Annotated in this window: 25 protein-coding genes; 21 read left to right on the forward strand and 4 right to left on the reverse strand. The window is 62.6% G+C overall.

What is annotated here, in order from left to right; genetic code table 11:
• Positions 1–60: 60 nt before the first annotated feature.
• Positions 61–945 carry a Dyp-type peroxidase gene (locus AAF563_06410; protein MEM7120888.1) on the forward strand — a complete coding sequence of 295 codons (885 nt, stop codon included), beginning with the start codon at positions 61–63 and terminating at the stop codon, positions 943–945.
• Between the two features lie 13 nt (positions 946–958).
• Here the strand turns inward: AAF563_06410 and AAF563_06415 are convergent, their stop codons facing one another.
• Together AAF563_06415 and AAF563_06420 are read right to left on the reverse strand one after the other, a co-directional pair.
• Complete coding sequence (locus AAF563_06415; GenBank protein MEM7120889.1) at positions 959–1,321, reverse strand: TfoX/Sxy family protein; 363 nt, start codon at positions 1,319–1,321, stop codon at positions 959–961.
• Positions 1,322–1,330: 9 nt separating this feature from the next.
• Positions 1,331–1,816 carry a ClpXP protease specificity-enhancing factor SspB gene (locus AAF563_06420; GenBank protein ID MEM7120890.1) on the reverse strand — a complete coding sequence of 162 codons (486 nt, stop codon included), beginning with the start codon at positions 1,814–1,816 and terminating at the stop codon, positions 1,331–1,333.
• A gap of 408 nt (positions 1,817–2,224) precedes the next feature.
• On the opposite strand from AAF563_06420, the gene thyX reads away from it, so the two are divergent.
• The 4 genes from thyX (at position 2,225) to AAF563_06440 (ending at position 5,375) form a co-directional block, all read left to right on the forward strand.
• Positions 2,225–3,148: an FAD-dependent thymidylate synthase gene (thyX, locus tag AAF563_06425; GenBank protein ID MEM7120891.1), complete on the forward strand. Its 924-nt coding sequence runs from the start codon at positions 2,225–2,227 to the stop codon at positions 3,146–3,148.
• A gap of 1 nt (position 3,149) precedes the next feature.
• Positions 3,150–4,232, forward strand: a complete 1,083-nt coding sequence (locus tag AAF563_06430; protein ID MEM7120892.1) for a malate/lactate/ureidoglycolate dehydrogenase — start codon at positions 3,150–3,152, stop codon at positions 4,230–4,232.
• 77 nt (positions 4,233–4,309) lie between these two features.
• On the forward strand, positions 4,310–4,714 hold the full coding sequence (locus AAF563_06435) for a DUF1036 domain-containing protein (protein ID MEM7120893.1): 405 nt from the start codon (positions 4,310–4,312) through the stop codon (positions 4,712–4,714).
• Positions 4,715–4,967: 253 nt separating this feature from the next.
• The gene (locus tag AAF563_06440) at positions 4,968–5,375 is read left to right on the forward strand and encodes a DUF1036 domain-containing protein (protein MEM7120894.1); all 408 of its coding nucleotides are present in this window, start codon (positions 4,968–4,970) and stop codon (positions 5,373–5,375) included.
• 19 nt (positions 5,376–5,394) lie between these two features.
• On the opposite strand, the gene AAF563_06445 is transcribed toward AAF563_06440, so the two are convergent.
• Positions 5,395–6,507, reverse strand: coding sequence for an Mrp/NBP35 family ATP-binding protein (locus AAF563_06445; GenBank protein ID MEM7120895.1), 1,113 nt, complete (start codon positions 6,505–6,507; stop codon positions 5,395–5,397).
• A gap of 167 nt (positions 6,508–6,674) precedes the next feature.
• Here AAF563_06445 and hflK point away from each other — a divergent pair, with 167 nt between their 5' ends.
• The 4 genes from hflK (at position 6,675) to AAF563_06465 (ending at position 10,539) form a co-directional block, all read left to right on the forward strand.
• A complete protein-coding gene (gene hflK / locus AAF563_06450) occupies positions 6,675–7,796 on the forward strand; it encodes an FtsH protease activity modulator HflK (protein MEM7120896.1) in 1,122 nt (373 codons plus the stop codon).
• On the forward strand, positions 7,796–8,746 hold the full coding sequence (locus AAF563_06455) for a protease modulator HflC (protein MEM7120897.1): 951 nt from the start codon (positions 7,796–7,798) through the stop codon (positions 8,744–8,746). The genes hflK and AAF563_06455 overlap by 1 nt, the downstream gene beginning before the upstream one ends.
• 47 nt (positions 8,747–8,793) lie before the next feature.
• Complete coding sequence (locus tag AAF563_06460; GenBank protein MEM7120898.1) at positions 8,794–8,979, forward strand: DUF2065 domain-containing protein; 186 nt, start codon at positions 8,794–8,796, stop codon at positions 8,977–8,979.
• Between the two features lie 81 nt (positions 8,980–9,060).
• Positions 9,061–10,539 carry a Do family serine endopeptidase gene (locus AAF563_06465; protein MEM7120899.1) on the forward strand — a complete coding sequence of 493 codons (1,479 nt, stop codon included), beginning with the start codon at positions 9,061–9,063 and terminating at the stop codon, positions 10,537–10,539.
• Positions 10,540–10,546: 7 nt separating this feature from the next.
• Here the strand turns inward: AAF563_06465 and serB are convergent, their stop codons facing one another.
• The gene (gene serB / locus AAF563_06470; GenBank protein MEM7120900.1) at positions 10,547–11,431 is read right to left on the reverse strand and encodes a phosphoserine phosphatase SerB; all 885 of its coding nucleotides are present in this window, start codon (positions 11,429–11,431) and stop codon (positions 10,547–10,549) included.
• On the opposite strand from serB, the gene miaA reads away from it, so the two are divergent.
• The 12 genes from miaA (at position 11,430) to AAF563_06530 (ending at position 24,644) form a co-directional block, all read left to right on the forward strand.
• Positions 11,430–12,407, forward strand: a complete 978-nt coding sequence (miaA, locus tag AAF563_06475; GenBank protein MEM7120901.1) for a tRNA (adenosine(37)-N6)-dimethylallyltransferase MiaA — start codon at positions 11,430–11,432, stop codon at positions 12,405–12,407. The two genes, serB and miaA, sit on opposite strands and share 2 nt — an antisense overlap.
• Before the next feature lie 136 nt (positions 12,408–12,543).
• Entirely contained in the window at positions 12,544–14,313 is a 1,770-nt protein-coding gene (locus AAF563_06480) for an acetolactate synthase 3 large subunit (protein MEM7120902.1), read from the forward strand.
• A 79-nt stretch (positions 14,314–14,392) separates the two neighbouring features.
• Complete coding sequence (gene ilvN, locus AAF563_06485; GenBank protein MEM7120903.1) at positions 14,393–14,905, forward strand: acetolactate synthase small subunit; 513 nt, start codon at positions 14,393–14,395, stop codon at positions 14,903–14,905.
• Between the two features lie 46 nt (positions 14,906–14,951).
• Positions 14,952–15,971: a ketol-acid reductoisomerase gene (ilvC, locus tag AAF563_06490; protein ID MEM7120904.1), complete on the forward strand. Its 1,020-nt coding sequence runs from the start codon at positions 14,952–14,954 to the stop codon at positions 15,969–15,971.
• 303 nt (positions 15,972–16,274) lie between these two features.
• Positions 16,275–17,318 (forward strand): rod shape-determining protein, encoded by a 1,044-nt coding sequence (locus AAF563_06495; protein MEM7120905.1) that lies wholly within the window; start codon positions 16,275–16,277, stop codon positions 17,316–17,318.
• Positions 17,319–17,364: 46 nt separating this feature from the next.
• Entirely contained in the window at positions 17,365–18,225 is an 861-nt protein-coding gene (gene mreC / locus AAF563_06500) for a rod shape-determining protein MreC (protein ID MEM7120906.1), read from the forward strand.
• Positions 18,225–18,755 carry a rod shape-determining protein MreD gene (gene mreD, locus AAF563_06505; protein MEM7120907.1) on the forward strand — a complete coding sequence of 177 codons (531 nt, stop codon included), beginning with the start codon at positions 18,225–18,227 and terminating at the stop codon, positions 18,753–18,755. The genes mreC and mreD overlap by 1 nt, the downstream gene beginning before the upstream one ends.
• 1 nt (position 18,756) lies before the next feature.
• On the forward strand, positions 18,757–20,628 hold the full coding sequence (mrdA, locus tag AAF563_06510) for a penicillin-binding protein 2 (GenBank protein ID MEM7120908.1): 1,872 nt from the start codon (positions 18,757–18,759) through the stop codon (positions 20,626–20,628).
• Positions 20,629–20,633: 5 nt separating this feature from the next.
• Positions 20,634–21,788 (forward strand): rod shape-determining protein RodA, encoded by a 1,155-nt coding sequence (gene rodA, locus AAF563_06515; GenBank protein ID MEM7120909.1) that lies wholly within the window; start codon positions 20,634–20,636, stop codon positions 21,786–21,788.
• Positions 21,789–22,095: 307 nt separating this feature from the next.
• Positions 22,096–22,977 (forward strand): LysR family transcriptional regulator, encoded by an 882-nt coding sequence (locus AAF563_06520; protein MEM7120910.1) that lies wholly within the window; start codon positions 22,096–22,098, stop codon positions 22,975–22,977.
• A 112-nt stretch (positions 22,978–23,089) separates the two neighbouring features.
• Positions 23,090–23,644 carry a nuclear transport factor 2 family protein gene (locus AAF563_06525; GenBank protein ID MEM7120911.1) on the forward strand — a complete coding sequence of 185 codons (555 nt, stop codon included), beginning with the start codon at positions 23,090–23,092 and terminating at the stop codon, positions 23,642–23,644.
• Positions 23,645–23,747: 103 nt separating this feature from the next.
• Positions 23,748–24,644, forward strand: a complete 897-nt coding sequence (locus AAF563_06530) for an SDR family oxidoreductase (protein MEM7120912.1) — start codon at positions 23,748–23,750, stop codon at positions 24,642–24,644.
• Positions 24,645–24,661 lie beyond the last annotated feature (17 nt).

A 24,661-nucleotide genomic window follows, 5' to 3' on the forward strand; every position in this document is an offset into this window, starting at 1 on the left:
GGGGTTGCATCGCCGAGCCCTTGGCCGCAGAACGAGCACAGCAGTCATGGAGGCACGACGATGAGCTCGCACCAACCCGGGATCATGGAACCCGTTCCCAGCCTTTCCCGCTATCTCGAGTTCATCGCGCTGCCGGAGGCCGATGTCGTTCCGGGTCTTGAGGTACTGAAGAACATGGCCGGCGACGACGGCTTGGTCATCGGTCTGGGAGCAGGGCTGGTGTTGGGGCTCGACGCATCGATCGATGGATTGCGGACGTTCCCGTCGATGAGCGGTCGCGGCTCTGAGGTACCGTCGACCCAGGCCGATCTTTGGGTCTGGGTGCGCGGCGAAGACCGTGGCGATATCTTTCACCGGGGCCGCGCCGTCATCGATCATCTGGCGTCGTGCTTCCGGCTGGATCACATGGTCGATGGGTTCAAGTACGGCCGCGGCCAGGACCTGACGGGTTACGAGGACGGCACCGAGAACCCGGTCGGCGACGAGGCCGTCGACGCGGCTCTGGTGGCCGGACACGGGCCCGGCCTTGATGGATCCAGCTTTGTCGCGGTTCAGCAATGGGCCCACGACCTCGACCATTTCGACCACATCGATCAGGACGACAAGGACAGCAACATCATCGGCCGCCGCCTGAGCGATAACGAGGAGTTGGAGGACGCGGCCGCGACGGCCCACGTCAAACGAACGTCGGCCAGCCAGTTCGAGCCGCGCTCGGTCATCCTCCGTCGTTCCATGCCGTGGGCCGATGCCTCGGGCGAAGGCCTGGTGTTCGTGGCGTTCGGCAGGACGCTCGATGCGTTCGAGGTTCAGTTGCGCCACATGATCGGTGAGGATGACAACGTGGTCGACGGCCTGTTCCGTTTCACCCGGCCGATCTCCGGCGGTTACTTCTGGTGCCCGCCGGTCGCGGGAGGGTCGTTGGACCTAAGCGCAATCGGCCTTTAGGGCGAAGCTCCGTTCAGGCTTTCTTGCGCTTGCGCGACCGCTTCTTGGACTGGTTGCGCCTCGCGGCGCTCAGAGCCTGTTCGGCCCAGCCGATCAGGCTGTCGGGATTTGCCCAGACATCATCAGGCACAGAGACATAGGACATGGTGATCGGTTTCGCCGCGGCGTCGCGGCGGTAGGTGAACGATTCACCGCCGGCCGCCAGGAACCCGTCGCGGTTCTCGTCGTCCACCTTCAGCCACAAGCGATCATACGCCGTCAGGGCGAACATGACATCATCCAGGTAGATACCGTGCCCGCCAAACATGGCCCGCGCGCGAACCGGCCCCAGCGGTGTCAGTGCCGCGACGGCCCGCTCGGCGATTTCTGATGCCATGACCGGCTGTTACTTCTTTCGGAACTCGTCCAGTGCGACGACCTTGCCTGATTCGTCGTCCTGTTCCGGCGCATTGGACTCGATCGGCTCGTCCTTGGCCACCGCCACCGGCATGGCGGCCGGATGGTCGGCGCCGTCCATGGACGGCTTGAACTGCAGGCCGAACTTGACGCTGGGGTCGACGAAGGCGGTGACCGCGCCAAACGGCACGGTCAGCGTCTGCGGTGACTGGTTGAAGCTGAGCGTGACCGAAAATCCCTCTTCGCCGATGTCCAGGTCCCAGAACTGGTGCTGCAGGACGATGGTGATCTCTTCGGGATACTTCGACTTCAGCTCGTCGCCGACCACCGCCTGTGGGTGGTCCGTGCGGAACGTGACATAAAAGTGGTGATCGCCCGACAGGCCGTGCGCCGCAACATAATGCAGTGAGCGGACCATGACGCTTCTAAGGGCGTCATCGACCATGCGTTCGTAATCAAGGTGCTCGTCGGTCATTGGTTGTCGCGTCCCAGCCGGCTGCCCAAGGCAAAGTGGAGGGCTTCTGTTGCCCGGTGCCCTCCGAACCGCGCTTATTGCTTAAGCAGCAACAGCGAACGCCTCATTATCGTTGGCGTTTGTCATAATGACCCGATAACGGTGGTATCATGCCGGGCGAAAGCAAAGCCCTTTACCACGCGCGTCGAACCTGGTTCGCCCCCATAGATGGTGGAGGCGGCGGGTACTGCCCCCGCGTCCGCTACGCTTATTCCGGCCAGCGTTTATCGCCATAGTCCGGCGAACCGAACACCACAGAATATAGGGGTTTGGCCAGCCGGTGCCAACCGAGCCGCTTGGCCGCCGCCGAACGGTGACGTAAGTTCGCGGTTCAACCCCTTAGATGCTTGAGAATGGTGACGACACCCGATGGACCTGACGCCCGACCAGGAAGCCGAGATTGATGCACAGCGCGCCCAGAATCAGCCAACCCGCCGCGCCGTGGCGCCCGATCTTGAGGACATCCTCTACCAGCCCATCGGCGTGCTGGATCACGGTTTCGTCAGGGTTGTCGATTACATGGGCGACGACGCGGCTATCGTGCAGGCTGCCAGGGTGTCCTATGGCCGTGGCACCAAGTCGGTGCGCAACGACGCCGGCCTGATCGGCTATCTGATGCGCCATCGCCATTCGACGCCGTTCGAGATGTGCGAGATCAAGTATCACGTCAAGCTGCCGGTGTTTGTCGCGCGCCAGTGGATTCGCCATCGCACAGCGAACGTGAACGAGTACTCCGCGCGCTATTCGATCCTGGACCGTGAGTTCTATATCCCGGCGCCCGAGCATCTGGCGGCCCAGTCGGAGAGCAACCGCCAGGGGCGCGGCGACGTTCTGGAGGGCGACGAGGCGGCCTGGGTGCTGGATACGCTGAAACAGGATGCCGCTCAGGCCTACGACCACTACGAAACCATGCTGAACGAGGGCGAAGGGGCCGATCCCGACAAGCAGGGCCTGGCGCGCGAGCTGGCGCGCATGAACCTGCCGCTGAACATCTATACGCAGTGGTACTGGAAGGTCGATCTGCACAATCTCTTCCACTTTCTGGCGCTCCGCGCCGACCCTCATGCCCAGTACGAGATCCGCGTCTTTGCCGAGGCCATGCTGGAGACGGTCAAGCGGTGGGTGCCGCTGGCCTATGACGCGTTTGTCGAGAACCGGCTGAACGGCGCCCAGTTCACGGCGGGCCAGATAGACGTGGTGAAACGAATGCTGCGCGGAGAAAAGGTCGACCAGGAATCCAGCGGGCTCAGCAAACGCGTGTGGAACGAACTCGCCGCTGTGCTGGATCTCTAGTGTGCTGACGTTCGAGCATAACGGATTGCGCCGCTCGACAGCCGCTGTGTTTGCCGCCGCCGGTGTCGAGGAAGACATTGCGCAAGCCGTTGCCAATCTGTTGGTTGACGCCAATCTGGCCGGGCACGACAGCCACGGTATCCAAATGGCCGTCTACTACATCGACTGCATAAAGACCGGCGGCCTCGATCCCAAACAGCGCGGGCGTGTCGTGTCCGATTGCGGGTCGGTGCTGGTGGTCGATGGCGGCATTGGTTTTGGCGCCGTGATTGGCGCTTTCGCCATGGATGAAGGCATGGCGCGTGTGGCGTCAAGCGGCGCCCAGGTGGTCGCGGTTCGCAACAGCCATCACCTCGGTCGGATCGGTACCTGGGCCGAACGCTGCCTGGACAAGGGTCTGATATCGATCCACTTCGTCAATGCCCACGGCCATCCGCCGTTGGTCGCGCCCTATGGCGGGATAGAAGCTCGTCTAGGCACCAATCCGATCTGCGCGGCGATGCCGGCCACTGACCGTCATCCGCCGTTTGTCCTGGATCTTGCGACCAGCCGGATCGCCTTTGGCAAGGTCGGTGTCGCCTTCGACAAGAACGAGGTGCTCGCCGAAGGCATGATGATCGACCGGCAAGGCAGGCCCACCACCGATCCCGCCACCATGATCCCCGACGCCACCGGCGGCGCCCTGGTACCGCTTGGCGACCATAAGGGCTTTGGGCTTGGCCTGTTGTGCGATCTTCTGGGTGGCGCCCTGACCGGAGGAGGTACCAGTCATCCCGGGCACCACACACAGGAGACGACCGTCAACGGTATGCTCTCGATCCTGATCGATCCAAAGGTCCTCGGTGGCTGGCAGACGATGACAGACGAAATCGACGCGCTTTATGACTGGGCCCGTTCGGCGTCGCCGGCGCCTGAAACCGAGGGCGTTCTCCTCGCTGGTGAGCCGGAACGGCGAAACCGTGCCGAGCGGGTGGCGAACGGCATACCGATTGCCGAGGCCGCCTGGGAAGATCTGGTCGCAGCCGCTGCCGGCGTAGGTATCGATCGTGACGCGCTCGACCGGCTGGCGGGCCAGGCGATATGATGGGATCCTTCCTTTTGCGGTCAGGTCTCGGCGACGGCATCTGACGGCATCAAAACGGGTGTAGGTCGGAGACAACGATGACGTGGGGCCGTCGAAGCATGTTTGTATGTGCCGCGTTGGCGTGGATCATCGCGCCGGGCTCGGCAAAGGCCGACTTTCAGGTCTGCAACGATAGCCACGAGGATGCCTATGTGGCGGTCGGGTACTTCAACAACGAGGATTACCTGACGCGGGGTTGGTGGCAGGTGCCGGCGAATGGATGCTTGGTTATCTATCCTGGACCGCTGAAGTGGCCTGCGTACTACGTCTATGCCGAAACGGCGACGGACGAGTATGGCAACTACGACGTGTGGTCCGGCGATGTTCCCCTGTGTGTTCATTGGCCGAACCAGTTCGAGATCACCGGAAACTCCAGTTGCGAGACCCAGTTCTTCGAGATCGAGGCCGGTGAGACGGAAACCATGACATTTCGCCTCGAATAGGCGTCATCTTCTGGTGTCGGAACCGGCGCTACCGCAACAAACCCGGAGGGGTTTCGGGCATGTTGGGCTTGATCATAACTCCTTTGATCGTTGGCTCGTTCAGGTGGCGACGTAGATTACGTTATAATTTTCAATATGTTAGGAGGTTCTAGGCGGAGTAATCCGTCTGGCGGATTGACGGGTCCCGTGATCGCAGGTCACATCGGGCAGAACTGATGGCGTGTCGACGCGCGGTAAACGGAGATCGAGCGATATGGGTTGGTTACGGGCAACATCCGCGGTTGTGGCCCTGCTGCTGTGCGTGATCGCTCGCCCGGCGGCCGCCGAGTTTAATGTCTGCAACGACACCGACACGCGCGCGCATGCGGCCGTCGGCTTCTGGGACAACACGGCTTATGTGACCCAGGGCTGGTACACCGTCGATGCCAACAGCTGCATTGTCGTCTTCGACGGGCCGCTTCAGTGGCAGTGGTACTACGTCTATGCCGAGAGCGACCTGGATGCGGAGGGTTACTTCACCGCGTGGGTCGGCTCGACCATGTTGTGTGTCGATCCGGTGCCCAGCAATTTCCGCATTGTCGGCGAGGCCGACAACTGCAGCACCGCCTTCCACGAGATCAACACCAAGACCTCAATCAACTGGACCCACAGGCTGAACTGACGGCCCGTGGGCCCAACAGTTACTGCATGACGATGCGCGGCGCCTCGCGTGTACTGCCGGCGAGCTGGTCGAGGACCGATTGGGCGATAGCCTGATAGGCTTTCGCATGAGCACCTTCGGGTTCGGCGACGACGATCGGCTTGCCCTCATCGGAGCTTTCGCGGATCGCGATATCTAGCGGGATGTCGCCAAGAAACGGCACGCCCAGCTTCTCGGCTTCCTTGCGGGCGCCGCCATGAGCGAAGACATCTGTGCGGTGGCCGCAGTTCCCGCAGACGAAATAGCTCATGTTCTCGACGATACCCAGAATCGGCACATCGACCTTCTTGAACATGTTGAGGCCCTTGCGGGCATCGATCAGCGACAGGTCCTGTGGCGTCGAGACGATCACCGCGCCTGCCAGCGGCGCGCGCTGGGTCAGGGTCAACTGGGCATCGCCTGTACCCGGCGGCATGTCGATGACCATGATGTCGATGTCACCCCAGGCGACCTGGCGCAACATCTGCTCCAAGGCTGACTGGACCATGGGTCCGCGCCAGACCATGGGCGTGTCTTCCTCGATCAGCAGGCCGATCGACATGCATTTGATGCCGTATTGCTCCTTGGGCCAAAGCTGATTGCCATCGGTTTCCGGTTTCCCCTTCAACGCAAGCAGCCGGGGCACCGACGGACCGTAGATATCGGCGTCCAGCAGGGCGACTCGCTGCCCCAGGCCTGCCAGCGCCAGTGCCAGGTTGGCCGCCGTGGTCGATTTTCCGACGCCACCCTTGCCGCTGGCGACCGCGATGATCATGCCGACACCGGGAATGTCCGGCGTTGACGCTTGCTCTCGCTCGGCGGGTTTTGGCGGTGCCTGCTCCGCCTGGCCCGAGCTGTCGGGCGCCTGATGGGCGGTCAGGACCGCAGTGACCGAGAGGACGCCCGAAATTGCGTTCACGGCCGATTCAGCGGCCTGGCGCAGCGGCTCCTTGGCCGCGCCGTCTTTCGGGTCGACCTCGATGGCAAAGCCGACATTACCGTCTTTCACGACCAGGCCGCTTATCATATTGGATTCGATGAGATTCCGGCCCGTATCCCGGTCAATGACCGCGCTAAGGGCGCTCCTCACCTCATCTTCGGTGACCCGAGCCATGCTTAAGTCCTCTGAAGAAAGTCGAAAATCACGGGCAATCGCAGCACGGCTACGTTTGCGGCTGGCCGCGCATCTGTCATATAACGCTTGATCTCAGCGCAACAACCCATACTTAAGCCCTTAACTAATTGTCCGTGCGTGGACAGGGACCGGGAGAGGCAGAACGCATGCCGTGGAACAATCAAGGTGGTGGCGGGGGCTGGCAAGGCCCCGGCGGCGACAACGGTGGGGGACCATGGGGCCGGGGGCCCAGCCGCGGTGGCGGCGGTGGTGGTGGCGGCGGTGGCCAGCCGCCTGATCTCGAAGACCTGATTCGCAAGGTCCAGGACAAGGGCAAGGGACTCTTGCCCGGCGGCCTTGGCGGCGGCCGCGGCATTTTGTTGATTGTCGTCGTTTTGGTCGTGGTCTGGCTGCTCTCCGGCTTCTATCGGGTGTTGCCTGACGAGCAGGGTGTCGAACTGGTGTTCGGCAAGTGGGAGGCGACCACCCAGCCGGGCCTGAACTATAACTGGCCAACGCCGATCGGTGAGGTCTTCACGCCGAAGGTGACGCGTATCGAGCGCACCGAAGTCGGCTTCAGGGGCGATACCAATCGCGATCAGCCGGACGAAAGCCTGATGCTGACCGGAGACGAGAACATCATCGATGTTCAGTTCACCGTCTTCTGGCGCATCAACGACGCCGGCCAATACCTGTTCAACGTGCGCGATCCGCGCACCATCGTGAAGGACGTGGCCGAAAGCGCCATGCGTCAGGTCATCGGCCAGACGGCGTTGGCGTCCGCGCTCGCCGAGGGACGTGGACGGGTCGAGGAGGAGACGCTGGCGTTAATCCAGAACATTCTTGACGAGTACGGCGCCGGCGTCGAGGTGCGGCAGGTCGAACTGCAGAAGGTCGACCCGCCGGGCGCGGTGATCGACGCCTTCCGCGACGTCCAGGCGGCGCGCGCCGACCAGGAGCGTTTCATCAACGAGGCCCAGGCCTATCAGAACTCGATCGTGCCGGTCGCGCGAGGCGAGGCGCAAAAGATGATCCAGGAGGCCGAGGCCTACAAACAGGAGATCATCAACAACGCCGAGGGTTCGGCGGCCCGCTTCCTGTCGGTCTACAACGAGTACAAAGACTCCAAGGACGTCACGCAACGGCGGATCTACCTGGAGACCATGGAAGAGATCCTGCGCAGCATGAACAAGATGATCATCGATGATGGCGCCGTCGGCACCCAGGGCGTTGTTCCCTACCTGCCGCTTGATCAGCTCAGGCGCGGCGACGGCGCGGGAGGCCAGTGATGAAAAAGAGCCTTATCATCGGCGCGGTCGTTATCGCCGCCATCCTGATCGTGGGATCCAGCGCGCTCTTCACCATTCAGGAGACCGAACAAGGCATCGTCCTTCAGTTCGGTGATCCCAAGCAGGTGGTGACCGAACCCGGCCTTCACTTCAAGGTCCCGTTCATCCAGAACGTCGTCATCTATGACAAGCGCGTGCTGGAATTCGAGAATCCGCAGCAGGAAGTGATCGCGTCCGACCAGAAACGCCTGGTGATCGACGCCTTTGCGTTCTACCGGATCACCAATCCGCTGGAGTTCTACCAGGCGGTGGGCACCGAAGAGGTGGCGCGCGCCAGACTCTCCAACCTGCTGAACGCCAGTATGCGTCAGTTGATCGGTACGGTGCCGCTGGTCGACGTCATCTCCGGCGAGCGTGAGCGGCTGATGGAGGACATCCGTATCCGCATCAACCGCGAGGCCGCCCAGTTCGGCGTCGTCGTGATCGACGTGCGTATCAAGCGCGCCGATCTGCCGGAAGAAAACAGCCAGGCGATCTATGAGCGCATGCAGACCGAACGTGAGCGTGAGGCCCGTGAGATCCGCGCCCAGGGTGAGGAGCAGTCGCTCAGGATCCGCGCTGAGGCGGACCGGACCCGCACCGTCTTGATTTCGGAGGCACGGCGCCAGTCGGAAATCCTGCGTGGTGAGGGCGATGGCGAGGCCGTTCGTATCTTTGCCGACGCGTTCGGCCAGGATGTCGAGTTCTTTACCTTCTATCGCACGATGCAGGCCTATCGCGAGGCGTTGAACGCCGACGACACGACCATCATCATGTCGCCGGACGGTGACTTCCTGCAGTTCCTGAACAGCGTGCAAGGCATGGGTGGCGCCGACTATTCGCTCGATTCGTTAGGCGATACGGTGAGCGGTAGCGGCACATCTGGCGATACGACGGCGGCGCAACCTTAGGGCGCGCCAAGCGTGCCATATCGTTGCCATAGGCCGGGTTTAGGTCGTTGACCGAGATCCTGGTGGCGATTGCGATCGCCCTGTTCTTGGAAGGTGCGGCCTATGCCCTGTTCCCCAATGCCATGAAACGCGCGATGCTGCACGTCCTGGCCCAGCCGGTTGCGACCGTCCGGCTGACCGGATTGGCTGTGGCAGTGGCGGCGGTCACATTGATGTGGCTGGTCAAAGGGTGATCGGCTATCCAGGATGTCGGCGTACGTAGGGATAGGCCGGTCCACGACGTGAAACACGGTGATTTCGGAATGAAAGCTGCGATGATGAAACATGTTGGTTTTTGCCTGGTGGCGGCGTTTTTCGCCGCCGGTTCCCTGGTCGCCGACAGCGACCGGGCGTGGTCCCAGACGGTACCGGAGAGCTTCGCCGATCTGGCCGAAGAACTGACGCCGGCCGTGGTCTCGATCACGACCGAAGAGTTCGTCACGAGTTTTGGTGGTGATCAGATTCCTGAGTTCCCCGAAGGCTCGCCGTTCGAGGACTTCTTCAAGGACTTCTTCGAACGCTACGGTAACGGCGACGGCGACGCCCCACAGGAAAGCCGCCCGACGTCCCTGGGCTCAGGCTTCATCATCGATCCCAGCGGCTATGTGGTGACCAATAATCACGTCATTGAAGAGGCCGACACCATCACGGTGCGCCTGAACGATGACCGGGAGTTGGAGGCCGAGGTCATCGGTGTCGATCCCAAGACCGATCTCGCGCTCTTGAAGGTCGACACCGACGAGGACCTGCCTCATGTCTCGTTCGGTGATTCCGACGAAGTGCGCGTCGGTGAGTGGGTGCTGGCGATCGGCAATCCGTTCGGTTTCGGCAGTTCGGTGACCGCCGGCATTATCTCGGCGCGTCAGCGCGATATCAGCGCCGGCCCCTATGACGAATTCCTACAGACCGATGCGCCGATCAACCGCGGCAACTCCGGCGGACCGCTGTTCGACATGAACGGCAACGTGATCGGCGTGAACACCGCCATCTTCTCGCCGTCGGGTGGTTCCGTCGGCATCGGCTTCGCGGTCCCCTCCAACTTGGTGACACGCGTCGTGGCCCAGCTTCAGGAATTCGGCCGCACCCGACGCGGATGGCTGGGTGTCCGTATCCAGTCGATCACGCCGGAAATCGCCGAAGGCTTGGGCCTCAAGTCGTCGGATGGCGCGTTGGTTGCCAGCGTGACGCCGGACGGACCGGCGGCCGATGCGGGGCTCGAGAACGGCGACGTCATCATTACCTTCGATGGCAAGGCGATCGACCAAATGCGCGAACTGCCGCGGGTTGTCGCCGAGACGGAAGTCGGTAAGGCGGTCGAGGTCGTTGTCGTGCGACGCGGCGAGGAAATGACCTTCGATGTCGAACTGGGCGAGCTCGAAGTGTTCGAGGACCAGTTGGCGGCGACCATGAACGGCGGCCAGCCCGAGCAACAGCCTGAGAAAAGCAAGGCGCCGACCGATGTGCTGGGCATGGTGTTGGAGCCGGTCAGCCCGCAACTGCGGCAGGAATTCGATTTGCCGAACGACGTTGACGGCGTTGTCGTTACCAATGTGGCGCCGGGCAGCCCGGCCGCGCGTGCCGGCATTCTGCAGGGCGATCTCATTCCCGAGGTCGGTCAAGAGCAGGTCGACACGGTGGACGACGTCGTGGCGCAGATCGACGGCGCTCGGGATCGCGATTTGAAATCCGTCGTCGTGCGGGTCCTGCGCAGCGACGACGACGCCCACTACCTGGCGGTCGATATCGAAGGCTGACCGCCCGCTAAGCGGTCCGGAACTCCGATTGGCGATAGCCCTGCATGTAGAGCAGGGCGGTCAGGTCGCCGTGTTGAACATCGGCGTCGGCGACCTCCCGAACGGCCTGGACGCCGTGATAGGCGACGCCCAGTCCGGCGGCCTTGATCATCGCGATATCGTTGGCGCCGTCGCCGACGGCAAGGGTATCGGCCAGGGCTATGCCGCGTTCATCGGCCAGGCCACGCAACAAGGTCTCCTTGGCGCCGCGATCCAGGATCGGTTCCGTCAGGGAACCGGTTAGCTGGCCGTTTTCGACGTTCAGCTGATTGGCCTGATGCATATCGAAACCGACACGTTGGGCGACCCGTTCGGTGAACCAGGTGAACCCACCGGATATCAAAGCGGTGAAGGCGCCGTGACCGCGCATGGTCGCGATCAAGGTCCCGGCGCCCGGTGTCAGCGCGACACTGTCGCGCCATGCGGCCTCGAGCGCCTCGATCGGTGTGCCGGCAAGCAGTGCCATGCGTTCACGCAGCGACTGTGCAAACTCCAGCTCGCCGCGCATGGTGCGGGCCGTTACAGCGGCTATCTCGTCGCCGATACCGGTCTGGGCCGCCAGGACGTCGATGCACTCGACCGTGATGATGGTCGAGTCCATATCGGCGACCAGCAGACGTTTGCGCCGGTTGTCAGTGTCTTGAATGACCACGTCGACGGGTCGATCGCGCAGCGCGTCTTTCAGCGTCAATGACAGTGCCTCGCGATTGTCGCCCTGCACCAGCAGATCGACGGCCCGGCCGGGATCGAGCCAGTCGATCTGGGCGTCCAACTGGCGGGCGAGGCCGTCAAACATGGTATCGTCAAGTCGCGGATCGTCGGATCCGACAATGACGGTGGCAACAAGTGACATGGCGGATAGCAATCCCAACGAACGATCAGGCGAACCGCTGGTGGTGATAGGCGGTCCGACGGCTTCGGGCAAGTCGCCGTTGGCGATGGATTTGGCGGAGATGGTCGGTGGCGAGATCATCAACGGCGACAGCATGCAGGTCTATGACGAGCTGCGCCTGCTGACCGCGCGTCCCGGTCCCGACGACGAGCGACGCGTACCGCATCACCTCTATGGGTTCATGTCCGTTACGGAGCGCTGTTCCGTGGCGTTGTGGGCCGATGCGGCGCGACGTGTTGTCACGGACTGCCTGACACGCGGCAGCGTGCCGATCATCGTCGGCGGAACCGGGCTCTATCTCGCGACTTTCATGCGCGGCTTGTCGCCTATCCCGGATGTGCCGGCATCAGTACGGTCTGACGTCATGGCGCGCGTGGACGGTTTCACGGCGCAGGAGCTTCATGATCTCGCCCGCGCTGTCGATCCGGACCTTGCCCAACGCATTCCGGTTGGCGACGCGCAACGTCTGATCCGCCTGCTGGAAGTTCACGAAGCCACCGGTGAGCCGCTTTCGGCCTGGCAGCAGCAGCCTCGCCGGAACGCCTGGCCGGGACCGGTGCTCTTTCTTGTGCTTCGTCCCGACCGCGCGGTCCTCTACCAGGCCTGCAACGAACGGTTCGATGCCATGATGGCCGCCGGCGCTTTGCAGGAGGTCGCCGCGCTCACTGACCGCGATCTGTCGCCCGACCTGCCGGCCATGCGTGCCCTTGGGGTGCCGCCCCTGCTGGCGCACATAAGGGGCGAGATGGCCGTGGATGAGGCGGTTCAGACGGCCAAGACGGCGACACGGCGCTATGCCAAACGCCAGTTGACCTGGTTTCGCCATCAGGCAGGTGATGCGATCGTTCTAGACGATCAGGATGCCGCGGAGCGCCTGGCGTGCGCCCGCGCACACATCTCCGGGTTTCTGTTGACCGCCAAAGGGCCAAAAGCGTAGTTTCCCGCCCTCATTGCGGCGTGCGACCCGGTCGCGCGTTGCTGTTTTGTGCCCTGATGACCGGTGATGACACTGGAAAACACCGTTCAGGGGCTGATTTGGCGGGTCGGTGCCCGCCCAACCGGAGGATGAGACCGTGGCCAAGGACCGTATGACCGGCTCCGAAATGATCGTCAAAGCCCTGCTGGACCAGGGTTCTGACGTCGTATTCGGCTATCCGGGCGGTGCGGTACTTCCGATCTACGATGCCATCTTCCAGCAAAATCACCTCCGCCACATCCTGGTCCGCCAGGAAGGTGGCGCCGTTCACGCGGCGGAAGGCTATGCGCGCTCGACCGGTAAGGTCGGTGTCGTTCTGGTGACGTCGGGTCCCGGCGCGACCAACTGCGTGACCGGTCTGACCGATGCGCTGATGGACAGCATTCCGATCGTTTGTTTGACCGGTCAGGTGCCGACCCATCTGATCGGCAACGATGCGTTTCAGGAAGCCGACACGGTCGGCATCACGCGACCCTGCACCAAGCATAATTATCTGGTGAAGAGCGTCGAGGATCTGCCGCGCGTCCTACACGAGGCGTTCCACGTCGCCCGGAGCGGCCGGCCGGGTCCGGTCGTCGTCGATCTGCCGAAGGACGTCGTCAACGCCGAAGGCACCTACCTGCCGCCGGCGCGGGTCAAGCACAAGAGCTACAACCCGCAGGTCAAAGGCGACATGGCCCGTATCGAGGAAGCGGTCGATCTGTTGGCAAAGGCCAAGCGGCCGATCATCTATGCCGGTGGCGGTGTCGTGAATGCCGGGCCTGCGGCGTCGCAGCTGCTGACCAACCTGGCCGACATTTCAGGCTTCCCGGTGACCCTGACGCTGATGGGCTTAGGCGCCTTGCCGGCCTCCCACAAGCAGTTCCTGGGTATGCTGGGCATGCACGGTTCGCTGGAAGCCAACATGGCCATGCACGACTGCGACGTCATGCTGTGCGTCGGGGCACGCTTCGATGACCGGGTGACCGGCAGGACCGATGCGTTTTCGCCGGACTCCAAGAAGATCCATATCGACATTGACGCCTCGTCGATCAACAAGAACATTGCCGTCGACGTGCCGATCATCGGCGACTGCGGCTATGTGCTCGAGGACCTGATCAAGGTCTGGAAGGCGCGTCAGGTGCGCCCCGACGCCAAGGCGTTGGAGGCCTGGTGGAAGAGCATCGACGGCTGGCGCAAGAAGAAGTCGTTCAAGTACAAGCCGTCGAAGCAGCTGATCAAGCCGCAGTATGCGCTCGAACGGTTGAACGCTCATCTGCATGGGCGTGATGACGTCTTCATCACCACGGAAGTCGGGCAGCATCAGATGTGGGCGGCCCAGTTCATCGATTTCGAAAAGCCCAATCATTGGATGACCTCTGGCGGTCTCGGCACCATGGGTTATGGCCTGCCGTCCGCGATGGGCGTCCAGGTCGCCCATCCTGACGCCTTGGTGATCGATGTGGCGGGCGAAGCCTCGGTGCTGATGAACATTCAGGAGATGTCGACGCTGGCGCAGTATCGCCTGCCGGTGAAGGTGTTCATCCTGAACAACCGCTGGATGGGCATGGTGCGCCAGTGGCAGGAGTTTTTCTTTGGCGGCCGGTATTCGGAAAGTTACATGGAGTCCCTGCCGGATTTCGTGAAGCTGGCTGAGTCGTTCGGCGCGCTTGGTTTGCGGGCCTCAAAGCCCGGTGACGTCGACGACATCATCAAGGAGATGATCGAGACCGATCGGCCGGTCATCGTCGACGTGGAGGTCGATCCCGACGAAAACGTCTATCCGATGATCCCCGCCGGCGCGGCCCACAACCAGGTCACGATGAGCCCCGACGACGAGGTAGAACTCGACGACGCGACCAAGGATGAGGGCATGGTGCTCGTCTGAGCATGGCCCTTGAGAGACAAACCTTGATCGGAGACGCGCGCCAGACGACAGCGGCCCGTCTCCGTCGTTGGGGGATGAAGTGACAGATACCGAAAAATCGCGGCGCGCAACGATCGCTGTTCTGGTCGATAACGAACCAGGCGTCTTGGCGCGCGTCATCGGCCTGTTCTCAGGCCGCGGCTACAACATCGACAGCCTGACCGTCAGTGAGGTCGATCCCGAGCACGGTCGGTCCCGCATCACCGTCGTGACCGCCGGCACCGAAATGATCATCGAGCAGATCAAGGCGCAACTGCGCCGGCTGGTGCCGGTGCACCGGGTCAGCGACCTGACCGCCGAGGGCCCGCACGTCGAGCGCGAGTTGGCGCTGGTGAAGGTTGCGGGCACCGGTGAAAAGCGCGTAGAAGCACTGCGTATCGCCGATGTCTTCCGGGCCCGCGTGGTCGACAGCACGATCGAGTCGTTCGTCTTCGAGATCACCGGCGCGTCGGACAAGATCGATGCCTTTGTGAACCTGATGCAGCCCCTGGGCCTGGCCGATGTCTCGCGCACCGGCGTTGTCGCCATTTCTCGCGGCCCCGAGCCCATCTGAACCGAGCATGGCCAATAGGCCAGTTGACCAAGAAGGATAAGGAACCATGCGTGTCTATTACGATCGCGATGCCGACATCAATCTGATCAAGTCGAAGAACGTCGCGGTAATCGGTTACGGCAGCCAGGGTCACGCCCATGCGCTCAATATGCGCGACAGTGGCGTCAAGAACATCGCGATCGGGCTGCGCGAAGGCTCCGGCAGCGCGGCCAAGGCCGAGGGCGAGGGACTTCAGGTCATGACGCCCGCCGATGCTGCGGCCTGGGCCGACTTCATCATGCTGGTGACGCCGGACGAAGGGCAGGGCGCGCTCTATCGCGACCACCTTCACGGTAACATGAAGCAGGGCGCCACCCTGGCGTTTGCCCATGGTCTCAACATTCACTTCAACCTGATCGAGCCGCGCAGCGATCTGGACGTCATCATGGTGGCGCCCAAGGGGCCGGGCCATACGGTGCGCGCGGAGTACCAGCGCGGCGCCGGCGTGCCGTGCCTGCTGGCGATCGCCCAGGACGCGACCGGTGGCGCGCATGAGCTTGGCCTCTCTTATGCCTGCGCTATCGGCGGTGGCCGTGCCGGTGTTATCGAGACCAGCTTCCGCGAAGAATGCGAAACCGACCTGTTCGGCGAGCAGGTGGTTTTGTGCGGCGGTCTGACGTCACTCATTAAGGCTGGTTATGAGACGCTGATCGAAGCCGGCTATGCGCCGGAGATGGCGTACTTCGAATGCGTCCACGAGGTGAAGTTGATCGTCGACCTGATCTACGAGGGCGGCATCGCCAACATGCGCTATTCGATTTCGAATACGGCGGAGTACGGTGACTACACGCGTGGGCCCCGCGTCATTACCGACGAGACCCGCGCCGAGATGAAGCGGATCCTGGACGATATCCAGTCCGGCCGCTTTGCCCGCGATTGGATGCTGGAAAACGAGGTTGGCCAGACCAGTTTCAAGGCGACCCGCCGGCGCGAGGCCGAGCACGGGATCGAGGAAGTCGGCGCGCGCCTGCGCGGCATGATGCCGTGGATCGCCGAGACCCGGATGGTGGACAAGTCGAAAAACTAATCGGCCTGCCTCTTCCGATCGCCCTTGGCAGACGGCCAGGATTGTGACAGGTGTCACGGGTACACGCCGAATTATTAACTATCGTTGATAATCGTAGGTCATGGTATGAATGTCGCCGGCTAGCTGCTTGAAATAGCTGGTGAAATCTCGCCTCCTAGGTGAGCTAGCAGGGTCTGTCCCATTTTGGGTCATCGCGAGGCAGCCATCCCGGTCGGTCCGGGTGTAACGGCGGTGACAAGAGGGACGGGCTAATTGGGGATCACGGGGCGCTGGGCGCCCCGTTTGGGAGAGAAAAGAGCGACCATGCTTGCCCGTCTTCTCGGTTTCATGTCATCGGACATGGCCATCGATCTGGGAACAGCCAACACACTCGTCTACGTCAAGGGGCGCGGCATCGCCTTGAACGAGCCGTCGGTGGTCGCCATCGCGACATCGCGCGGCAAGACTCAGGTGCTGGCGGTCGGCGAGGAGGCCAAGCTGATGGTTGGCCGCACGCCCGGCAACATCGAAGCCATCCGCCCGCTGCGCGACGGCGTTATCGCGGATTTCGAGATCGCCGAGGAGATGATCAAGCACTTCATCCGCAAGGTGCATAACCGGCGCAGCTTCGCGAGCCCCGAGGTGATTGTTTGCGTTCCCTCCGGTTCGACGGCGGTCGAGCGGCGCGCGATTCAGGAATCGGCAGAGAGTGCCGGCGCGCGCAAGGTCGGCCTGATCGAGGAACCGATGGCGGCCGCCATCGGCGCCGGCCTGCCGGTGACCGAGCCGACCGGATCGATGGTGGTCGATATCGGCGGCGGTACCACGGAGGTCGCGGTCCTGTCTCTGGGTGGCATCGTCTATTCGCGCTCGGTGCGCGTCGGCGGTGACAAGATGGACGAGGCGATTATCCGCTACATCCGCAACACCCATAATCTGTTAATCGGCGAATCAAGCGCGGAACGCATTAAGAAGACCATCGGCTCGGCCAGCCCGCCCGACGACGGCGAAGGCGACACCATGGAGATCAAGGGCCGCGATCTGATGAACGGCGTGCCGAAAGAGCTCATCATCAGCCAGCGCCAGGTCGCCGAAAGCCTGTCGGAACCGGTCGGTCAGATCATTGACGCCGTGAAGACGGCGCTGGAACAGACGCCGCCGGAGCTGGCCGCCGATATCGTCGACAAGGGCATCGTGCTGACCGGCGGCGGTGCGCTTCTGGGCAATCTCGACAACGTTTTGCGTCACGCCACCGGCCTGCCTGTCTCGATCGGCGACGAACCCCTGAGCTGCGTCGCCTTGGGAACCGGGCGGGTTCTTGAAGACAAGAAGACGTTGAAGCACGTACTCTATAATCAGTTCGACTAACAACAATCGAGTGGCGCTTTGGGGGGCGCCACCGGGGTAACGCCGCATGCTGAAGCTGACCTATTCCATAAGAGGAATCGTTCAGCGCTTCGCGTTGCCGCTCTTCGTCGGCATCGCCATTGGCCTGATGCTGTTGAACCGGGTCGACAACCCCATTGTCGTCAACATGCGCGCCCAGGCCGTCGATGGTCTGGCGCCGGTCATGGATGTGCTGTCGCGCCCGGTCGGGGCGGTCCAGGACGGCATCGACTACGTCGATCATTTCTTCTCGGTCTTCGAGGAAAACGCCAAGCTGCGCGAGCAGAACGAGCGGCTCTTGCACTGGCAGACCGTGGCGCGCCGCCTGGGCGCCGAGAACGAGGAGTTTCGGGTTCTGCTGTCGGCGGTCGCCGAGCCGCGCAGCACCTTTGTGACCGCGCGGGTCATCGGCATGTCGAGCGGCAGTTTCGTGCGTACCGCGTTGGTCAATGCCGGTGCCAACGACGGGGTCGGCGTCGGCCAGGCCGTGGTGACGGCCGAGGGCATGATTGGCCGCATTGTCGAGGTCGGCAATCGCAGCGCCCGGATCCTGTTGCTGACCGACTTGAACAGCCGCATTCCCGTCGTCATTGAGCGTACCGGCGAATCGGTCGTTTTGTCCGGCGACAACTCCGACCGGCTGCGTCTGGTCTATGTCACCGACGAGGACATCGTGACGGTTGGCGACCGGCTGGTGACGTCGGGTGAGGGCGGCATGCTGCCGCCGGGCCTGCCGGTCGGTCAGGTTACCGGCAACCAGGATGGCGTGTGGCAGGTGCAGCCCTTCGTCGATGTCGGCCGTGCCGAGTATGTCCGGGTGCTTGACTACGCCCTGCCGGGTCTTCTGCCGACGACCCGAGAAGCCGGCGCCATCGATCAGCTCTGGTAATGGAAAGCCAGGTCCGCAGACTGCGCTATCTGGTCGCTGGTTTGGCGCCGTTCCTCCTGGCGGTCGTTCTCTCCATGCTGATGGCCGTACCCCTACAACTGCCCCATGTGGGGGCGGTGACGCCGTCCCTGACGTTGGCCGCCGTCTTCTACTGGGCGGTCTACCGACCGGACCTGTTCGGCTATGCCGCCGCTTTCTTCCTGGGTCTGATCAGCGATATCGTCACCGGCGGTCCGCTGGGGCTGGGCGCGCTCGTCTTGGTCGTGGCCCAAGCGATCAGCGTCACGCAGCGCCGGTTCTTCCTGCACAAGCCGTTTCACATCTTGTGGTGGGGTTTCGCGCTCATCGCGCCGCTGGCCATGATGCTGCGCTGGCTACTGGGCTCGATCTACATGGGCACGTTCCTCGCCATCACGCCCGTTGTTCTGCAGGCGATTGTCACCATCGCCATCTTCCCCGCTGTCGCGTGGCTGTTGGGCCGCTGCCATGCCCTGCTGCCACGCATGGCCGGCAACACGGCGGCCAGCTGACATGAACCGCGACCTCGACAGACGCAAGCAGTTCACCCGGCGCGCCGTCATTCTGGCCGGTGGCCAGGCGCTGCTGCTGTCCGGGCTGGTCGCGCGCCTCTACCAGCTTCAGGTCATCGATGCCGAAGCCTATGAGGTCTTGGCCGAAGAGAACCGCATCAACATGCGTCTCCTGCCGCCGCCACGCGGCCTGATCCTCGATCGTTTTGGCAACGGCGTTGCGGTCAACCGGCAGAACTACCGCCTCGTCCTGGTGTCCGAACAGACCGAAAGCGTTGCCGACACCCTGGATCGGCTGAGCGCTATCGTCGAACTGACCGACCGCGATATCAGCCGGGTCAACCGCGAGACGTCGCGCAAGCGCGACTTTGTACCGGTGACCGTGCGCGAGGACCTCACCTGGTCGGAAGTCGCCCGCGTTGAGGTCAACGCGCCGGAACTGCCCGGTGTGATGATCGAAGTCGGCGAAAGCCGGCTTTATCCCTATGGTGATCTCGCCGCCCATGTCACCGGCTATGTCGGCGCGGTGTCGGAAGCCGAGTTGACCGGCGATCCGCTGCTTGAGTTGCCCGGCTTTCGCACCGGCAAGAACGGCGCCGAACGCATCTTCGAGCCTGTTCTGCGCGGCAGTGCCGGCACCCAGCATGTCGAGGTCAACGCTTATGGCCGGATCATCCGCGAGATCGCGCGCCAGGAAGGGCTGCCCGGCAACGACCTGACGCTCACCATCGATATCGGCCTGCAGGCGTTTGCCGCGCGCCGACTGCAGGACGAGGCGGGCGCCGTCATCGTCATGGATGTCACCAATGGCGACGTCCTGGCACTTGTCTCCTCGCCCAGTTTCGATCCCAACGTCTTCACCTATGGGCTCAGCGGTGATCTCTGGCAGACCTTGTTGAACGATCCGAAGACGCCGCTGATCAACAAGGCGGTCGCCGGCCAGTATCCGCCCGGGTCGACCTATAAGATGATGGTCGCTCTCGCCGGTTTGCAGGAAGGCCTGATCGATCCCAATCAAACGGTCTGGTGCCCGGGCCACTACACGCTCGGCAACCACCGATTCCATTGTTGGAAGCGCGGCGGCCACGGCCACATGAACATGGTCGATGCGATCAAGCGCTCGTGCGACGTCTATTTCTACGAAACCGCCCGCAAGCTCGGCGCCGAGCGAATGGCGGAGATGTCAAACCGCTTCGGCTTGGGTGAGGTGAGCGGCATCGAACTGCCCGGCGAACGGGAGGGCTTGATCCCGACGCCTGCGTGGAAACTCGCGGTGATGGGTGAATCGTGGCAAGGCGGCGAGACGTTGATCGCCGGCATTGGCCAGGGATACGTGCTGACGACCCCGCTGCAGCTTGCCGTCATGGCGGCGCGCCTGGGCAATGGCCAACATAAGGTTGTGCCGCGGCTGGCGCGGCCGGCCGGCGGGCCGAGCATTCCTGAGTTCGAACCGCTGGGTGTCGACCCGTTTGCCATGGATCTGGTGCGCGAAGGTATGAATCGCGTGGTCAACGACCCGCAGGGCGGCACCGCCTATCGTGCGCGGATCGAGGATGAAGGCATGACCATGGCCGGTAAGACGGGCACCGCCCAGGTACGCCGCATCACGGCCGCCGACCGCGCAGCCAACCTATCGATCGAGGAGATCCCGTGGATCGAGCGCGATCATGCGCTCTTTGTTGCCTACGCACCGGTTGAGAATCCGCGCTACGCGATCGCCGTCGTTGTTGAGCACGGCGGCGGCGGTTCCCGAGCCGCGGCGCCGGTGGCCCGCGACATTCTGCGTGAGGCCCAGCGTCGCCAATCGGCCCGCTTCCAAGAGACCCCGGACGCCGACCCGGTCGAGACGCCGGTCGTCAGCCCGGAGCTCTGACCGCCATGGCCAACACCGCCCACTTTATCGGCCGGCCCGCGCTCACCCTGCGCCACAAACTCGGCCAGATGTCATGGGGGCTGGTGGCGCTTCTAATGATGGTCGCGTTCGTCGGCTTCGCCATGCTCTATTCCGCGGCCAACGGCAGTCTGGAGCCGTGGGCGTCACGTCAGATGGTGCGTTTCGGTGTCGGCATGGTGCTGATGTTCATCGTCGCCATGATCGACATCAGGCAACTGCACCGCTTCGCCTATGCCTTCTTCGTTTTCGCGTTACTGCTGCTGGTCGCCGTCGAGGTCATGGGGCGTGTCGGCATGGGCGCGCAACGCTGGATCGACCTCGGTGTCTTCCAGCTGCAGCCCTCGGAGCTGATGAAGCTGGCGCTGGTTCTGGCACTCGCCCGCTACTTCCACGGCTTGGGGCCGGAAGGCATCGCCAAGATGAAGGCGTTGATAGGACCCATCATTCTGATCGGCGTGCCGACAGCGCTTGTCCTCAAACAGCCGGATCTGGGCACCGCCATGCTGTTGGCGGCGGGCGGCGTTGCCCTGTGCTTCGCCGCCGGCATTCAGTGGCGCTATTTCATCGGCGCCGCCGTCGCCTGCGGCGCCGCGCTGCCGGTCGCCTGGCAGATGCTGCACGATTATCAGCGCCAGCGCATTTTGACCTATCTCGATCCCAGTACCGACCCGTTGGGCGCCGGCTATCACATCCTGCAGTCGAAGATCGCGCTGGGGTCCGGCGGCATGTTCGGCAAGGGGTTCATGGCGGGCACCCAGAGCCATCTGGAGTTTCTGCCAGAGATGCAGACCGACTTCATTTTCACCATGTTGGCCGAAGAACTCGGCATGGCGGGCGCGCTGCTGTTGCTGCTGCTCTACGTGCTGATCATTGCCTATGGCATCGGGGTCAGCCTGCGCGCGACCAGCCAGTTTGGCCGTTTGGTCGCACTAGGCGTCACCGTCACCTTCTTCCTCTACGTTTTCATCAATATCGCCATGGTGACCGGCCTGGTGCCGGTGGTCGGCGTACCGCTGCCGCTGATCTCCTATGGCGGCACGGCGATGATGACGCTGATGGTCGGCTTCGGCATGTTGGCCAGCGTCCACGTGCACCGCGACACACCCGTGCCGCGCCGGCCCGGCGGTTCGCTTTACTGACACCACGCAAGCGAAAGCCAGGTGCCAGCGGATCTGGCTGGTTCCCCCACACAGCCTCGGCGTAGAGAGTTCAGCGGGTCTATGTGGTCGCTTGCGAGGCCGCCTTCGGCCAGCAGCAGTCGACCGGCCGGTTGTCGTCCTGATTCCCTCTGCAGTCCGATGCATTTGTTCGATCTGGCTCAGAGACTAGGCTGACCATCGACCGCGTCCCATCGCCTACATGTTGATGGGCCTATGTTTCGACCATGTTTGATAGCTTGGAATTCTGTGTTCTTTTTCTAGTGATGCTTTAGGGGTATCGTTAAGCGTGGAACTGAGACATCTACGCTACTTCGTTGCTATCGCTGATCATGGCGGCGTGCGGCATGCCGCGGACCGCTTGAACGTCGCCCAACCTGCGATTTCACGGCAGATCAAAGATCTCGAATTGGAGCTTGGCTTCGTTTTACTCCGACGTGAAGGGCGAGGGGTCGTCCTCACAGATGCCGGCAAAGTCTTTGCTGAGGAGGCCCGATCTATCCTGGCACAAGCCGCAGCGGCCGTTGAAAAGGCGCGACGCATTGCGGACGGCAAAGGCGGAACACTGAAGGTTGGCCTGCTAGAAAGCGCATCCTGGTCGGGACATCTGCCCGAAGCCTTAAATCGCTTCGCCCGCGCTTACCCGGATGTTCAACTCGATGTCGTGCCACTCGGCTCCGTTGCACAGATCGACGCCGTCCTGGACGGTGGGCTGGATGCGGGTTTTGTGTATCGCCAAGCCAATCTTGTCGAGGGCAAGCTGGAGGTCCATCCGCTGGCCACCGACAACGTCGTTCTCGCCGCGTCAACCGATATGAACTTTGGTCACGATCGTCCGCTCGATTTCGAAGACATCGATGGGCTGCCCATGATCCGCTTCCGACGCGAGGCCGCGCCCGCTTATTTTGATCGTCTAAGCGACGCAATGGCGGCCATTGGTCTCGAACCGCAGGTCGTTCAACAGGCTGATAACGAGACGACCATGTTGAGCCTTGTTTCGGCAGGTGTGGGTTGCGCGCTTGTCAACTCAGCCAACGTGCAGCGACCACCGCGCCGCGTCCAGTTCCGGAACGTTCGCGGCCTGTCGGTCCCCCTCGAGTTCGTGTTCATCCACCGACCAAACCCGGGCAGCCTGACGCAGTTGTTCATCAATGCGGCGCTTAACGTCTGATATTCAGAAGGCATCAGAATAATACCATCGCAGTATTGGTTGTTATCGATCTCAAGCACTATCTCCTCCGTGTCGGGACACAGCACGACGGAGGTCGTTGATGAAGACTCTGATGTTCGCGGTTGCCGTTGCCCTGTCGATGCCTCTCAGCGGCTACGCCCAGACTGCATCACCAGATCTTCAAGGCAGCCCGGTCACCGTCGAAGCGCTTGTCGATCAGATGGAGATGATCCGAGTTGTCGATACGCTCGATGCCGCCGTTGATGCCAAGGACTGGGCGCTTGCTCGCAGTCTGTTCACCGATGAAATCGATGTTGATTTCACGTCGCTCGTGGGTGGTGAACCGGCGAGCATTCCTTCTGATGGATTGATTGCCGGCTGGTCGGCGAACCTGACCGCTGAGAAGGAGAGCTTTCACTTACGCGGCAATCACCGCGTCACGTTCATTGATGCCGACACGGCCGTGATGCTCAGCAACGGCTATGCGTGGAACCGGATGGAACGCGGTGCGTTGCCCGAAAACGGCGGCAATCCGTTGTGGGAAGTCTGGGGTACCTATGAGCACAGCCTTGTACGTGTCGGCGGCGAATGGAAGATCAGCGGCATGACGTTCACGGCGACTGCTGAACGCGGCAGCGAATACGTCCGCGACACACCGGGCAGATGACCGCAAACCAACAACGCGAAGACGACACCTCGAACCCGATCACGTTGATCGTGTTGCGCGGCATCAGCACGACACGCCCTGCCTTTTTGAAAGGAGCCACACCATGAAATCTGGAACCACAGCCACCCGCCGCTCGCTCCTCGCTCGTGGTGCATTTGGTCTGGCGGCCGCGGCCGCGACGACCGCCGCCACCACGGCGAACGCCAACTCGCTTAATCCGGTGTCCGCGAACGATCAGGTCGACCCGGATGGTCGCTTCTCCGGGAAAGTGGTGGCAATCACCGGCGGCAACTCCGGCATCGGTGCGGCGACGGCCCACGCTTTTGCGATGGAGGGCGCGAAGGTCGTTATCACGGCAAGACGCGATGCCCTGGGCAAAGAAGTCGAGGCCGCGATCCGGTCCAAAGGAGGCGAGGCAACGTGGATGGTGACGGATGTGCGTGACCCCGCGCAGGTTGAGGCGTTCATCGCCGCAACCGTCACGACCTACGGGCGGCTCGACGTGTTGTTCAACAATGCCGGCATCTTCATGACGCCGGCGTTGATCGAAGACATCTCGGTCGAGAACTTCAGCGACGTGATGCTGACCAATGCCAATGGCGTGTTCTACGGGATGAAGTACGCCATTCCGGTGATGAAGGCACAAGGCAACGGCGTCATCGTCAACATGGCATCTGTCGCCGCGCATCGAGGTTTCCCCAATACGGCGCACTACAACGCGTCAAAACATGCGGTGGCGGGCTTGACCAAGGCGGGCGCGAATCTGGCCAAGGACAACATTCGCGTGGTGGCGATCTCTCCACTTGCGGTGGATACACCGATGCTGCGCCAGAGCTTCGCCCACCAAGGTCTCACCTACGAAGCGGCCGCACCGAGTTTTGTAACGCCCCGGATCATGGATCCGCAAGAGATGGCGCAAGGCGTCATGTTCCTTGCATCCGACGCGGCCACGGCGTTCAACGGCATGGATTTCGACGCCACCGGCGGTCAGCTTGCCTGACGTCCAAGGGTTGGTTG

The organism is Pseudomonadota bacterium, assembly GCA_039028155.1.
In the GTDB taxonomy this organism is placed as follows: domain Bacteria; phylum Pseudomonadota; class Alphaproteobacteria; order SP197; family SP197; genus JANQGO01.